Genomic DNA, 14,318 nt, shown 5'->3' on the forward strand with positions numbered 1-14,318 from the left:
TGACCTTGGTGCGTTTTGATGAAGCCTATTCAGGCAATGTGTTTATTAAAAGCCATCCTAGTTATGAAGAAAGTGAAGCAGTCATTTATGGCATGCCGATGGACTGGACGGTCAGCTATCGTCCGGGATCCCGTTTCGGCCCTGCCCGTATCCGCGAGGTGTCTATCGGGCTTGAAGAGTACAGCCCATACTTGGACCGTGAGCTTGAAGAGGTAAAATATTATGATGCCGGCGATATTCCACTGCCATTCGGAAATCCGCAGAAAAGCATCGATATGATTGAAGAGTTTATCGATCAGCTTCTGGCTGAGGGTAAATTCCCGCTAGGCATGGGAGGAGAGCATCTCGTTTCCTGGCCTGTCATCAAAGCGATGTACAAAAAATATCCGGATCTGGCGATTATCCACATGGATGCCCATACAGATCTGCGCGAGGATTATGAAGGGGAGCCATTATCCCACTCAACACCAATCCGCAAAGCAGCTGACCTGATTGGGCCAGGCAATGTCTATTCTTTTGGCATCCGTTCCGGCATGAAAGAAGAATTCCAGTGGGCGAAGGAAGTCGGCATGCACATCTCGAAATTCGAAGTGCACCAGCCATTGAAAGAGATTCTGCCTAAGCTTGCCGGACGTCCGGTCTATGTAACAATTGATATTGATGTTTTAGACCCTGCCCATGCGCCGGGTACTGGAACAGTGGACGCAGGCGGCATCACATCAAGAGAGCTTCTTGCTTCTATTCATGAAATTGCCCATTCAGATGTAAACGTTGTGGGAGCTGACCTTGTCGAGGTCGCGCCAATCTATGACCCATCTGAACAAACGGCCAATACAGCGAGCAAACTGATTCGGGAAATGATTCTTGGATGGGTTAAGTAAAAGAAACGGGGACATAGGTCTCCGTTTTTTTATTCGACAAATTTCGGGCGGTACCTGTCACCTTCTTGCACTTTCCCCATCAAATATTTATACTTATATAGTTATATTGATGAAAAGGATGTGTTGCCGTTGTCCAGTCGCTCAGCGGAACAAATGCCTGTGAAGATTAATGTGAAGACAGATATTCGCAGTGGAGGCAGCAAAGAGACTTTTGAATTGACTGCTTTTGGCCGATACTATATAAAAGATTCCGCCCGTTTCCTTCAGTATGACGAAGTGATGGAACAGGGAACAGTAAAGACGATTATAAAAATGTCCGATGCAGACGGGCTGATTTTACGAAGCGGCGCCGTGAAAATGAGGCTCCCTTTTAAAATGAATAAAAAGCTCCGCGGAAGCTACGAGACGCCGTACGGAGTGTTTGAGATGGGTACGGTGACCAAGCGGATGGTCCATCAATATGATGGCGAATCCGGCAAAGGTTCGATTGATATTTTATACGACCTGAAAATGCAAGGATCCCAGGCAGGTACATACCATTTGGCGATTACGTTTGAGGAGGAGAACAATGAACATAGTTGAACAGGTGCAAGGCAAATTAAAGCAGGAAATTAAGGATGCGGTTGTGAAAGCCGGTTTGGCAGCGGAAGAGCAGATTCCCGATGTGATACTTGAAATCCCGAAGGAAAAGTCGCATGGCGATTATTCCACGAATATGGCAATGCAGCTGGCGCGAGTGGCAAAAAAGGCGCCAAGAATGATTGCAGAAGAGCTTATTGCTTCTTTTGACAGCTCAAAAGCTTCCATCGAAAAAATTGAAATCGCCGGACCTGGCTTTATCAATTTTTACATGAATAACTCATATCTGACTGATCTGATTCCGGCCGTTCTGGAAGCAGGAGATCAGTACGGAGAAACAACAGTTGGCAACAATCAGAAGATCCAGGTGGAGTTTGTTTCCGCTAACCCGACAGGGGACCTGCATCTTGGACATGCCCGCGGCGCAGCTGTTGGCGACTCCTTATGCAACATTTTAGACAAAGCCGGCTACGATGTGTCCCGTGAGTACTATATCAATGATGCCGGCAACCAGATCAACAATCTGGCTCTATCGGTTGAAGCCCGCTATTTCCAGGCTCTTGGCCTGGATAAAGAAATGCCTGCTGACGGATACCATGGCGAAGATATCATCGGCATCGGCAAAAAGCTCGCTGAGGAGCACGGCGATAAATATGTAAATGCAGATGAAAAAGAGCGTTTTGACTTTTTCCGTGACTACGGCCTGAAATATGAAATGGCGAAGCTGAAGCAGGATCTTGAAGATTTCCGCGTTCCATTCGATGTCTGGTACTCGGAAACATCCCTTTACCATAATGGCAAAATTGACACAGCCCTTCAGGCATTAAAGGATAACGGCCACATATACGAGGAAGAGGGCGCTACATGGTTCCGTTCCACCACTTTCGGTGATGACAAAGACCGTGTCCTCATTAAAAATGACGGCTCTTACACGTATCTGACTCCAGATATCGCTTACCATAAAGACAAGCTTGAAAGAGGCTTTGAAAAGCTGATCAACATTTGGGGCGCTGACCACCATGGCTACATTCCGCGCATGAAGGCGGCCATCCAGGCGCTTGGCTATGACCGTGATGCACTTGAAGTCGAGATCATCCAGCTTGTACATCTGTATAAAAACGGCGAAAAAATGAAGATGAGCAAACGTACCGGCAAAGCGGTAACAATGCGTGACCTTGTAGAAGAAGTAGGACTGGACGCAACACGCTATTTCTTCGCGATGAGAAGTGCGGATACACATCTTGATTTCGACCTTGATCTGGCTGTATCCCAATCCAATGAAAACCCTGTTTACTATGCACAGTATGCACACGCGCGTATTTCCAGCATCCTGCGCCAGGGTGAGGAACAGGGCATGTCTGCAGAAGCGGCAGATTATTCCCTGATTTCTGCGGAAAAGGAAATCGACGTTCTGAAGAAGATCGGCGAATTCCCGCAGGCTGTCGGCGAAGCAGCGCAAAAGCGCATGCCGCACAGAATTACGAACTATATTTATGAACTGGCTTCATCTTTCCACAGCTTCTACAATGCAGAAAAAGTATTGGATGCGGAAAATCCGGAAAGAACGAAAGCCCGTCTGGCACTGATCAAAACGGTTCAGACTACTTTGAAGAACTCACTGAAATTAATCGGCGTATCTGCTCCGGAAAAAATGTAATGATGGAAGCTGGCACTTATTGGTGCCGGCTTTTTTCATGTTTTAGACGAAAAAGGGGAAGCTAAAGTCATATGTTTAAGGATATTGTGAAACTGGTAAAACATAGTAAGTCATTTTAGGAGGGTCTCATGAAAATCGTTCTTTTATCCATTCTTACAGGATTCGTAGTCGGCTTTGTCTTTGCTTTCATGAAGCTGCCAATTCCTGCTCCGCCAGCGCTTCCCGGCATTATGGGGATTGTCGGCATTTACCTCGGGTTTAAAGCATATGAAGTGGTTCTGCCCTGGCTGCAGGGGATATTGAGATAAGGGTGTCCACGTGAGGTGTGGACATCTTTTTTTCTAATTGTGAACTTTGCAAATAGATCCGGAAGGTTTGCAAATAAACCAGGGAAATCAGCAAATAGATCTGGAATATTTGCAAATAAACCTTGAAATTCAGCAAATAGATTCGGAAAACTGCAAACAAACCCCGCAAGCAAACCGAAATCCAGACAGCAAACTAAAACCTAAAGAGCAACTCTCAAAAAATTAGTCAGCAAACGAGCCAAATCAGCAGCCAAATGATAAATTTAGGAACTAACCTGTCAAAACCGCCAAAAAAACACTGCATGTTACATCCGGACGGGCATATCATGGTAAAAACCCTTCCGGAAAGGACATGCCTGCCCATGAAGCCACAGTTTGCAGCCTCACTTTACGCAACTATTTCAATCAGTTTTTGGGGAGTCTCTTTTGTCTCCACGAAAGCGGTTTTGGATAAGCTGGACCCTTATACATTAATCATGCTCCGGTTTGCCATCGGAGCCGCTTTTCTGCTCCTTGTGCTCCTCCTGAAAAAATATCCGCTCCAGATTCCGTTTAAGTATATTCCCCATTTAATTGTTCTCGGTGTACTTGGCGTTTTCATCCATCAGGTCATCCAGGTCACAGCCTTAGAGACGATAGACGCCTCCTCTGCGGGATGGATTATTTCTTTTTCACCTGTTTTTACCGTGCTTCTCTCCATGATCTTTCTTCATGAAAAATTGACATTCCTGAAGACACTGGGCATTATAACTGCCATTTCCGGTGTGCTCATGGTAACGGGAGCGAGGAGCGGCCAGACACTGGGATTTGCTATGAATATAGGATACTTCTTCATGATTCTAAGTACACTGAATTGGGCCGTATATTCCATCCTGGTAAAAAAACTGCATATTAAGCTTCCGTCCCTTGTGGTCACTTTTTATATGAGTCTGCTTGGCTGCATGCTGACAATTCCCTTTTTATTGAGAGATAGAGGATGGGAGAAATTCCATCTATTATCTGGTTCAGAATGGGGCCATATTTTGTTTCTGGGCATATTTGTGTCTGGGATTGGCTACTGGTACTGGTCTAAGGCACTCGAGGTTTTGGAAGCTTCCAAAGTATCGATGTTTATCTATATGGAACCGCTGTTTACCTTTATTGCGGCCATTCTTCTGCTTCGTGAAAAAATCCTCTTCATAAGCATCATGGGCGGAATCATAATAATGATAGGAGTGATCATGGTGAATGGTCAGCTGAAATATTTTTCATGGAGGAAACGATAATCACGATCTGAAAAAAATGCGCAGCCTGTGTAGTCTCCGCAGACTGCGGAGCCTGGTGGCCGGAGGAGCAGAGACAGAAGGTGAGAGAGATTCAGTTAAAATAAAAAGGCGTTCCGCACATGGAACGCCTTCATTATTTCCACTCTACTTCAGCTCCGCCGATCCTTTTCACCCCGCGGATACTGCTGATGTCCTCTGTCAGCTTAAGCGCAGCCTTGTCCTTGGCTTTGGCCTCGATCATAAAATCGATATCCCGGTTAAAGGTTTTCAGCACGTCGAGAAGGGGCCGGATAAAATCCAGGTCCACATAGTCGGCATGGGACCGGAAGGATTTTTCTGATTTGGGCGAGGAAATATGAATTTTCGGCTTGAGTACTGTTTTGTCCCATGTCTGAAAAATCTCCGGAAGAATTTCTTCCAGAGGGCGGGTGCTGAGGTTCGCCATATGGTGATGATAATCGAATACAAGAGGGATGTTTTCCTTCTGGCAGGCCAGGAGGGTTTCATCGGCGGTATAGGTTTTATCATCATTCTCGAGTGTCATTTGCTCTTTGACATGAGACGGCAGCATCTTCAGGTTTTCATGGAACCGGTCAATGGTCGAGAGCTTGTCCCCGTAAGCCCCGCCAATATGGATATTGATGACGCTTTTCTTTTCAACACCCATGGCCTCAAACATCCGGTAATGGTAATCCATATCTTTAACTGCATTCCGGGTCACATCCTCGCGCGGAGAAGTGAACAGGGTGAATTGATTGGGATGAAAGCTCACGCGGAGACCATGTTTTTTTATCAAATCGCCAATCTCAAGCCATTTATCCTTGAAAGGTGTGACAAAATCCCATAACACCTCCGGATGTGTGGCCAGAGGGACTATGGAGCTTGAGAGCCGATACAGCTGAATTTCATGGGCGATATTAAAATAAAGCATTCGCAGCGTATTTTGCAGATTTACTGCTGTGACGGCCTTCAGCTTGTCCAGCCTTTCCTCTTCAGGCAGCTGCTGATAGCGTGTAAATGTTAATGTCCTGGCAGGAGATGCCTCCCACAAGCTGATCGCATGGGAAACATACCCCAGTCTGATTTTCAATTTGCAGCACCTTCTTTATGCCGGCCTCCTTTACAGAAAGCTTGCCATAGACCGGGCAAGCATTTCCTTGAATGTCCGCAAAGGATCCAGCCGGTTTAATTCTTTTAGCGTTAATCTTTTTGCATGGAGGATGTCTTTTTCCAATACAGCCCTGATTTGCTCTATGAACTCTTTGTCATAAATAAAGCAATTGATTTCATAATTTAAGAACAGGCTCCGCTTATCAAAATTGGCTGTTCCGATATCACTGATCTCATTATCGATTATTATCGCCTTTGCATGGTAAAAGCCCTTTTTGTACTCATACACATAAGCGCCTTCTTTTATCAGTGTTCTTAAATAAAGATAAGAGGCTTCTTTTACAAGAATATGATCTGTCACGCATGGGACGAGGATCTTGACCGTAACGCCACGTTCCAGGGCATGGAGTAAATCCTTAAAAAGCCTTTTGCCCGGAATAAAATATGGAGTCCCTATCGTAATGCTCTTTTTCGCATTCCGTATTAAGGAGGAGAAGCTTTCTTCCAGAAAGGCCCCTTTATAAGCCGCAAACTGGTGGCGGTATTCACCTGAATGAAGCTCAGGAAAATAGACGCTGTTTGCGAGCAGGTCGGTCTTCGTTGCCTTATACCAGTCAGTCAGAAACTCTCTTTGCAGATCCTGCACGCCTTCGCCCCAAAATTTTAAATGGTAGTCACGCCACGGGTTCAGCTTTTTGTCCTGATTGATGTATTCTTTGCCGATATTAAAACCGCCGCTGTATCCGATTTTTCCGTCAATAACCGCAATTTTCCGATGGTTCCGGGCCTGAAATGAATAGAAGAGAAAGGGCAGCTTTGGCACATGCGCAAACGAAAACTTGATGCCGCTGCTCTTCAGTTCCTTAACGGTTTTTCTTTTGACAGGAAAGCTTCCGGCCCAATCCAGCAGCAGACGGACTTCCACTCCTTCTTTTGCTTTACCCTTTAATATGGATAAAAACTCCTTGCTGATTTTATCATCCTTCACAATATAAAATAAAACATGAATGTGCTTTTGCGCTTTTTTAAGCTCAGAGAATAAATCATCAAACAAAGCAGGCCCGTCTGTAAACAGCTCCATATCAGACTGCCGGATGGGGCATGAAGTCCGCTCAAGCTTTTTCATATGGCTTTTCCGGCCCCATGTAAAATCAATATAGAGCCACAAGACGATGACGAGCAAAACGGCCATAATGATATTCCAGACAGTCATTGCGATCTTCCTTTCGACAGGGTTTTCCCGTTAGTATTTCCTGCCGTGCCATTTCTATCATGGATTCTTGCCAAACAGGGAGGACTTTTCCGTTTAAAAAAAGAAATTAATAAATGGAAATAATAAAATTTTTTCGAACAAGTTTTAAGAAAAATGGTTGACTGAATGCTCATTCATAATATAATGGGAGTAAGAGTAAATTCAGAAAATTATATTGTTTTTTAAATTTTCTAAGATGAGGAAAGGAGCACCATGCCCATGAACGGTTTATTATGGATCAACTTAATTGCATTCCTTCTTGTAACCGCTTACGCTATCAGCCTGTTTGTCTATGTTGTGAAGACGCGGATTGAATATATTAAGCTTGGCAAAAAGGTGGAGTTTGACGGAAAGGTGAAAGAGCGCCTTGAAAAGATCTGGGTCAATGTTTTTGGCCAGAAAAAGCTTTTAAAGGATAAGAAAAGCGGCATCATTCACGTGATGTTTTTCTACGGCTTCATTCTTGTCCAATTCGGAGCGATTGATTTTATTATCAAAGGAATTAAGCCAGGTGCACACCTGCCGCTTGGACCTTTATATCCCGGGTTCACCTTTTTCCAGGAAATTGTGACCCTGACGATCCTTGTTGCGGTAATCTGGGCTTTCTACCGCCGCTATGTAGAGAAGCTTGTCCGCTTAAAGCGCGGATTCAAATCAGGCCTCGTCCTTATTTTCATCGGAGGGCTTATGCTATCCGTACTGCTTGGCAATGGCATGAGCATGATCTGGCATGGCCATGAAGGAACATGGACAGAGCCTGTTGCTTCCCTGATTGCTGGCGGATTATCTTGGATGGGTGAAACAGCTTCGATTGCTGTCTTTTATATCGCATGGTGGATTCACTTATTATTCCTGCTTGCATTCCTGGTGTATGTGCCTCAATCCAAGCACGCTCACTTAATCGCCGGACCGGCCAACGTATACTTCAACCGTCTGGACAATCCGGGGAAACTAAAGGCAATCGACTTTGAAGATGAATCACAGGAAAGCTTTGGTGTCGGAAAGATTGAAGATTTTACACAGCATCAGATGATTGACTTCTATGCGTGTGTGGAATGCGGACGCTGTACCAATATGTGTCCGGCGACGGGTACCGGAAAGATGCTTTCGCCGATGGATTTAATTCTGAAATTACGTGATCATTTAACAAATCACGGTGCTGTTGTCACGTCGAAGCAGCCATGGGTTCCGACATTCGCTTTTTCCAACACGAAAGGCAATCAGCTTGCGCTTGCAGCTGCCGGCCAGGGTGCAGAAGAAGCTGCGGCTGGTCTTGCATACAGCCCTAGCCTGATTGGCGAAGTCATTACAGAAGAAGAAATCTGGGCTTGTACGACTTGCCGAAACTGTGAAGACCAATGTCCGGTAATGAATGAACATGTTGATAAAATTATCGATCTGCGCCGCTACCTTGTGTTAACAGAAGGGAAGATGGACGCGGACGCACAGCGCGCCATGACCAATATCGAGCGCCAGGGCAATCCTTGGGGACTGAACCGCAAGGAGCGCGAGGACTGGAGAGAAGCACGCGAAGATGTTCAAGTGCCGACAGTGAAGGAAATGAAAAAGGCGGGAGAAGAGTTCGAATACTTATTCTGGGTTGGCTCAATGGGCTCTTATGACAACCGCAGCCAGAAGATCGCTCTTTCCTTTGCGAAACTGATGAATGAGGCCGGCGTCAAGTTCGCCATCCTTGGCAACAAGGAAAAGAACTCCGGTGACACGCCAAGACGTCTTGGAAACGAGTTCCTTTTCCAGGAGCTTGCCACTAAGAACATTGAAGAGTTTGAGAAAAATGAAGTGAAGAAGATTGTCACGATTGATCCTCATGCCTACAACATTTTCAAAAATGAGTATCCGGATTTCGGATTAGAGGCAGAGGTTTATCACCATACTGAAGTTCTTGCCCAGCTTGTGGAAGAAGGCAAGCTGAAGCCGCAATATGCAGTGGAAGAAAGAATTACCTTCCATGATTCCTGCTATCTGGGACGCTACAACGAGGTGTATGATCCTCCGCGTGAAATCCTTAAGAGCATCCCGGGCGTCAAGCTTGTGGAAATGGAAAGAAACCGCGAAACCGGCATGTGCTGCGGAGCGGGCGGCGGCCTGATGTGGATGGAAGAAGAAACCGGACACCGCGTAAACGTTTCACGCACAGAGCAGGCATTGGCAGTCAATCCATCTGTGATCAGTTCAGGATGTCCATACTGCTTAACCATGCTGTCTGATGGAACGAAAGCGAAAGAAGTGGAAGAACAGGTTCATACGTACGATGTTGCTGAAATTCTGGAAAAGTCCGTTATAGGTGAAAGCCGGAATGTAGCATCCTAATATATTGAAAGTGGAAATTGAAGCACAGCCAAAATTCCTGTAATGCATTTTGAAGAAAAATGTTTTTGCCTGAATTTTGTGTAAAGTGTTTCAATTTCTGCTATTTTTCTAGTAAAATAGAAAATGATAAAGCGCTTACAAATTTTCTGGGTGACTGAAGTTCGGGTAAATCCTTTTGTTTCGCAGTTCTTTCGAGCGAGCGTTCAGTCAATGACCAGCACCTTCACAAACAGTTAACTTCAACTAGACCTGCAGCATAGACTCTATTTTTTTCTAATTAATTTTTCGAACATTTTAAATTAATAGTACAAAGGAGCGATTCTTTATGGGGAAAACCGTAATTCTTAGCGGAGTAAGAACACCTTTTGGAAAATTTGCAGGAGGGCTCAGCAGCTTTACCGCTTCTGATCTTGGCGGGTTTGCAGTTAAGGAAGCGCTGAACCGTGCCGGCGTAAACCCGGCGGATGTCGACGAAGTGATCCTCGGCACCGTTCTCCAGGGAGGACAGGGACAAATCCCTTCACGCCAGGCTGCCCGAAAAGCAGGCTTGCCATGGGAAGTGAAAACGGAAACGATCAATAAAGTGTGTGCTTCCGGCATGCGAAGCGTCACTTTAGGAGATCAGATCATCCGGGCGGGTGACGAGGAAGTCGTCGTAGCCGGCGGCATGGAGTCCATGAGCAACGCGCCATACATTCTGCCAAAAGCACGCTGGGGCCTGCGCATGGGTGATTCAACAGTTAAGGATTTAATGGTCCACGACGGATTAAGCTGCAGCTTCACAGGCGTCCATATGGGAACGTACGGAAACTCGACAGCGAAAGAATTCGAAATCAGCCGTGAAGAGCAGGACATCTGGGCGATGAGAAGCCATGAACGTGCACTTGCTGCAATCGAATCCGGCAAACTGGCAGAAGAAATCGTACCTGTGGAAGTTCCTCAGCGAAAAGGGGAACCGGTCGTTGTTTCTCAGGATGAGTCTCCCCGTAAAGACACTTCTTTAGAAAAGCTTGCCAAGCTCGGATCTGTTTTCAACTCTGACGGAACGATCACTGCCGGTAATGCGCCTGGCGTCAACGACGGGGCAGCAGCATTGGTATTGATGAGCGAAGAGCGTGCAGAACGAGAAGGCAAAAAACCGGAAGCTTATATTCTCGGCCATACAGCTCTTGCGGTGGAAGCGAAAGACTTCCCGCAGACACCTGGCCTTGTCATTAATGCTCTTTTGAAAAAGACAGGAAAAACCCTGGAAGAGATTGATCTATTCGAAATAAATGAAGCATTTGCGGCCGTTGCTCTTACAAGCGGAAAAATTGCCGGTCTTGATTCAGAAAAAGTCAACGTCAACGGCGGGGCTGTGGCACTCGGCCACCCAATTGGCGCGAGCGGAGCAAGAATCATTTTGACCCTGATGCACGAACTGAAGCGCCGTGGAGGCGGAATCGGCATCGCGGCCATCTGCAGCGGCGGCGGCCAGGGAGATGCGGTGATGATTGAGGTTCCAAAGCAGTAGTGAATAAGGATTAGCGATAACATGATTCGAGCCAAAACTTCAGCGGCCATAAAAGTAAATATAGAACAACCGCAAACCCAAGAACGGAGGATACAAAAATGAACGTAAAAAACATTATGGTAATCGGTGCTGGACAAATGGGTTCAGGAATCGCACAGGTATGTGCACAGGCAGGCTATAGCGTCATCTTAAACGACTTAAAGCCGGAGTTTGTGGAACGCGGCCTTGGCGTGATAAAGAAAAATCTTTCCCGTCAGGTGGAAAAAGAGCGCATGACAGCGGACGAGATGGAAGCAGTACTGAAAAATGTAACCGCTTCAAGCGATCTGCAGGACGCTAAAAACGTAGAGCTCGTCATCGAAGCAGCGGTTGAAAATATGGAGATCAAAACGAAGCTTTTCAGCCAGTTGGATGAAATTGCACCAGAGCATGCGATTCTGGCAAGCAACACGTCATCCCTTCCAATTACAGAAATTGCAGCCGCAACCAAACGTCCGGAAAAAGTGATCGGCATGCATTTTATGAACCCGGTGCCGGTGATGAAGCTTGTGGAAATCATCCGCGGCCTGGCAACAGCTGACGAAGTGTACCAAACGATCGAAGACATCACGAAGACACTCAAAAAAGTGCCGGTAGAAGTAAATGACTTCCCGGGATTTGTATCCAACCGCATCCTGATGCCGATGATCAATGAAGCAATCTTCACGCTTTACGAAGGGGTCGCGACTAAAGAGGCCATTGATGAAGTGATGAAGCTTGGCATGAACCATCCAATGGGGCCGCTCACTTTGGCAGACTTCATTGGCCTGGACACATGCCTGTATATTATGGAAACCCTGCATGAAGGCTTTGGCGATGATAAATACCGCCCATGCCCGCTGTTAAGAAAATATGTTAAAGCCGGCTGGCTTGGCAAGAAGACCGGCAGAGGCTTCTACGTTTACGAATAAACCATTAGCCTTGGCCACCTGGAGCCTGGGCAGCATCGGAGGGTATACAAATGAACCTGAGATTTACAGAAGAGCAGGAAATGATGAGAAAAATGGTGCGCGATTTTGCTCAGGCAGAAATCGCCCCTTTTGTTGAAAAAATGGAGCAGGGCGAGTTCCCGAGGGAGATTCTCCGCAAAATGGGCGAGCTCGGCCTGATGGGGATTCCGATTCCTGAAAAATACGGCGGATCGGAAATGGACTTTACCTCTTACATTATCGCGATCCATGAACTGTCCCGCGTAAGTGCGACAGTTGGTGTCATTTTATCGGTCCACACATCGGTTGGAACAAACCCAATCCTTTATTTCGGTACGGAAGAGCAAAAGCAGAAATATATTCCGAAGCTTGCTTCAGGTGAGTATCTCGGTGCTTTTTGCCTCACGGAACCGAGCGCAGGCTCGGATGCCGGAAGCTTAAAGTCCCGTGCGGTAAAAGACGGAGATCATTACGTTATCAATGGCTCTAAAGTGTTTATCACGAATGCCGGCGAAGCAGATGTATATATCGTATTTGCATCCACAAATCCGGAGCTGGGCAGCAAAGGCATCTCGGCTTTCATTGTTGAGAAGGATACGCCAGGCCTTGTATTTGGGAAAGATGAGCACAAAATGGGTCTGCACGGCTCCAGAACTCTGCAGCTGACATTTGAAGATATGCGGGTTCCGGCTGAAAACCTCCTCGGCAATGAAGGAGAGGGCTTCAAGATTGCAATGGCGAATCTCGATGCCGGAAGGATCGGGATTGCTTCACAGGCACTTGGAATCGCAGAAGCAGCTTTTGAAGCAGCCGCGGGTTATGCAAAGGAACGTGTACAGTTCGGCAAGCCGATCGCCGCTCAGCAGGGTGTCGGATTTAAGCTGGCAGACATGGCAACAAGTGTAGAAGCTTCAAAACTATTAATCTATCGCGCAGCAGACATGCGCCAGCGGGGTGTCAAGTGCGGAATTGAAGCATCCATGGCAAAGCTGTTTGCATCCAGAACGGCAGTGGACGTGACAACAGAGGCCATCCAGGTATTCGGCGGCTACGGCTACACAGAGGACTACCCGGTTGAACGCTACTTCCGCGATGCGAAAATCACCGAAATCTATGAAGGCACCAGCGAAATTCAGCGGATTGTCATCAGTAAACAGCTGTAAAAGAGCCTTTTTATAAAAATATCAACGAATCCATATAAAGCGAGGGACCAACAATGAATTTCCAATTAAGTGAAGAGCATGAAATGATCAGAAAAATGGTGCGCGATTTTGCCAGAAACGAAGTGGCGCCGACTGCTGCTGAACGTGACGAAGAAGAACGCTTCGACAGAGAGATTTTCGACAAAATGGCGGAGCTTGGATTAACAGGGATTCCGTGGCCAGAAGAGTACGGCGGAATCGGCAGTGATTACCTGGCTTACTGCATCGCAGTTGAAGAGCTTTCAAGAGTATGTGCCTCAACAGGTGTAACTCTTTCTGCCCATACGTCCCTTGCAGGCTGGCCGATCTTCAAGTTCGGAAACGAAGAGCAAAAGCAAAAATACTTAAAGCCGATGGCACAAGGTGAAAAAATCGGCGCGTATGGCCTTACTGAGCCGGGCAGCGGATCTGATGCCGGCGGAATGAGAACAACAGCACGTCTTGAAGGCGATCATTACGTCTTAAACGGCAGCAAAATTTTCATCACAAACGGCGGAATTGCCGATATCTATGTCGTGTTTGCCCTGACAGATCCATCCTCCAAGCATAAGGGAACAACAGCGTTCATCGTGGAAGCAGGCTTTGAAGGCTTCTCTGTCGGCAAGAAGGAAAAGAAACTGGGAATCCGTTCCTCACCTACAACTGAGATTATTTTCGAAGAGTGCAAGGTTCCGGTTGAGAATGTGCTTGGCAATGTAGGCGAAGGCTTCAAAGTTGCCATGATGACACTTGATGGCGGCCGCAACGGCATCGCTGCCCAGGCAGTCGGAATCGCTCAGGGTGCACTGGATGCTTCCATCGAATATGCCAAAGAACGCCAGCAATTCGGCAAGCCAATCGCTGCCCAGCAGGGAATCGGCTTTAAACTGGCAGACATGGCAACAAGCATCGAAGCTTCAAGACTGTTAACTTACCAGGCAGCATGGCTGGAATCAGAAGGACTTCCATACGGAAAAGAATCGGCCATGTCCAAACTTCTTGCCGGCGACACGGCCATGAAAGTAACAACAGACGCCGTTCAAATCTTTGGCGGCTACGGATATACAAAGGACTACCCGGTAGAACGCTACATGCGCGACGCCAAAATCACACAAATCTACGAAGGCACACAGGAAATCCAGAGACTCGTAATCTCTCGCATGGTAACGAAATAAGTTCTTAAAAGGACTGTTTTGTTGAAAGTTGTGCCTTAGAGCTGCTTTCTAAGTTTTAAGCAATGAGTTGATTGGAGTGGAAGGTGCGAGACTCCAGC

12 protein-coding genes and 1 pseudogene are annotated in these 14,318 nt (G+C 46.6%); 11 read left to right on the forward strand and 2 right to left on the reverse strand.

The window, feature by feature from the left end:
- Nucleotides 1-8: 8 nt before the first annotated feature.
- From speB to CHI10_RS22935, 6 genes and pseudogenes are all read left to right on the forward strand, one after another.
- Entirely contained in the window at nt 9-881 is an 873-nt protein-coding gene (gene speB, locus CHI10_RS04810; RefSeq protein ID WP_095243200.1) for an agmatinase, read from the forward strand.
- 129 nt (nt 882-1,010) lie between these two features.
- Nucleotides 1,011-1,463, forward strand: coding sequence for a YwiB family protein (locus tag CHI10_RS04815; protein ID WP_179288955.1), 453 nt, complete (start codon nt 1,011-1,013; stop codon nt 1,461-1,463).
- On the forward strand, nt 1,450-3,117 hold the full coding sequence (gene argS, locus CHI10_RS04820; protein WP_095243191.1) for an arginine--tRNA ligase: 1,668 nt from the start codon (nt 1,450-1,452) through the stop codon (nt 3,115-3,117). Before CHI10_RS04815 ends, argS begins: the two co-directional genes overlap by 14 nt.
- A 128-nt stretch (nt 3,118-3,245) precedes the next feature.
- Nucleotides 3,246-3,425 carry a XapX domain-containing protein gene (locus CHI10_RS04825; protein WP_035328032.1) on the forward strand — a complete coding sequence of 60 codons (180 nt, stop codon included), beginning with the start codon at nt 3,246-3,248 and terminating at the stop codon, nt 3,423-3,425.
- A gap of 362 nt (nt 3,426-3,787) precedes the next feature.
- Nucleotides 3,788-4,690 (forward strand): DMT family transporter, encoded by a 903-nt coding sequence (locus CHI10_RS04835; protein ID WP_095243202.1) that lies wholly within the window; start codon nt 3,788-3,790, stop codon nt 4,688-4,690.
- An 11-nt stretch (nt 4,691-4,701) separates the two neighbouring features.
- Nucleotides 4,702-4,794: pseudogene (locus tag CHI10_RS22935) on the forward strand (cysteine dioxygenase); the annotation flags it as partial.
- A 29-nt stretch (nt 4,795-4,823) separates the two neighbouring features.
- Here the strand turns inward: CHI10_RS22935 and uvsE are convergent.
- Nucleotides 4,824-5,780 carry a UV DNA damage repair endonuclease UvsE gene (uvsE, locus tag CHI10_RS04840; protein ID WP_095243193.1) on the reverse strand — a complete coding sequence of 319 codons (957 nt, stop codon included), beginning with the start codon at nt 5,778-5,780 and terminating at the stop codon, nt 4,824-4,826.
- Between the two features lie 30 nt (nt 5,781-5,810).
- On the reverse strand, nt 5,811-7,013 hold the full coding sequence (gene cls, locus CHI10_RS04845) for a cardiolipin synthase (RefSeq protein ID WP_095243194.1): 1,203 nt from the start codon (nt 7,011-7,013) through the stop codon (nt 5,811-5,813).
- A gap of 258 nt (nt 7,014-7,271) precedes the next feature.
- Between cls and CHI10_RS04850 the strand changes: the two genes are divergently transcribed.
- From CHI10_RS04850 to CHI10_RS04870, 5 genes are all read left to right on the forward strand, one after another.
- The gene (locus tag CHI10_RS04850; RefSeq protein ID WP_095243195.1) at nt 7,272-9,383 is read left to right on the forward strand and encodes a (Fe-S)-binding protein; all 2,112 of its coding nucleotides are present in this window, start codon (nt 7,272-7,274) and stop codon (nt 9,381-9,383) included.
- A 325-nt stretch (nt 9,384-9,708) separates the two neighbouring features.
- The gene (locus CHI10_RS04855) at nt 9,709-10,896 is read left to right on the forward strand and encodes an acetyl-CoA C-acetyltransferase (protein ID WP_095243196.1); all 1,188 of its coding nucleotides are present in this window, start codon (nt 9,709-9,711) and stop codon (nt 10,894-10,896) included.
- 98 nt (nt 10,897-10,994) lie between these two features.
- Nucleotides 10,995-11,846, forward strand: coding sequence for a 3-hydroxybutyryl-CoA dehydrogenase (locus tag CHI10_RS04860; RefSeq protein ID WP_095243197.1), 852 nt, complete (start codon nt 10,995-10,997; stop codon nt 11,844-11,846).
- A gap of 50 nt (nt 11,847-11,896) precedes the next feature.
- Nucleotides 11,897-13,027, forward strand: coding sequence for an acyl-CoA dehydrogenase (locus CHI10_RS04865; protein ID WP_095243198.1), 1,131 nt, complete (start codon nt 11,897-11,899; stop codon nt 13,025-13,027).
- A gap of 53 nt (nt 13,028-13,080) precedes the next feature.
- Nucleotides 13,081-14,220, forward strand: a complete 1,140-nt coding sequence (locus CHI10_RS04870) for an acyl-CoA dehydrogenase (protein WP_095243199.1) — start codon at nt 13,081-13,083, stop codon at nt 14,218-14,220.
- The last annotated feature ends 98 nt before the right edge of the window (nt 14,221-14,318 follow it).

Source organism: Bacillus sp. 7894-2, from assembly GCF_002272225.1.
GTDB lineage: Bacteria > Bacillota > Bacilli > Bacillales > Cytobacillaceae > Cytobacillus.

Excerpts from the sequence above, each read along its gene's own strand:
- argS (WP_095243191.1), top strand. The coding sequence starts at position 1,450 with ATGAACATAGTTGAACAGGTGCAAGGCAAATTAAAGCAGGAAATTAAG.
- CHI10_RS04825 (WP_035328032.1), top strand. The coding sequence starts at position 3,246 with ATGAAAATCGTTCTTTTATCCATTCTTACAGGATTCGTAGTCGGCTTT.
- CHI10_RS04835 (WP_095243202.1), top strand. The coding sequence starts at position 3,788 with ATGAAGCCACAGTTTGCAGCCTCACTTTACGCAACTATTTCAATCAGT.
- cls (WP_095243194.1), bottom strand. The coding sequence starts at position 7,013 with ATGACTGTCTGGAATATCATTATGGCCGTTTTGCTCGTCATCGTCTTG.
- CHI10_RS04850 (WP_095243195.1), top strand. The coding sequence starts at position 7,272 with ATGAACGGTTTATTATGGATCAACTTAATTGCATTCCTTCTTGTAACC.
- CHI10_RS04855 (WP_095243196.1), top strand. The coding sequence starts at position 9,709 with ATGGGGAAAACCGTAATTCTTAGCGGAGTAAGAACACCTTTTGGAAAA.
- CHI10_RS04860 (WP_095243197.1), top strand. The coding sequence starts at position 10,995 with ATGAACGTAAAAAACATTATGGTAATCGGTGCTGGACAAATGGGTTCA.
- CHI10_RS04865 (WP_095243198.1), top strand. The coding sequence starts at position 11,897 with ATGAACCTGAGATTTACAGAAGAGCAGGAAATGATGAGAAAAATGGTG.
- CHI10_RS04870 (WP_095243199.1), top strand. The coding sequence starts at position 13,081 with ATGAATTTCCAATTAAGTGAAGAGCATGAAATGATCAGAAAAATGGTG.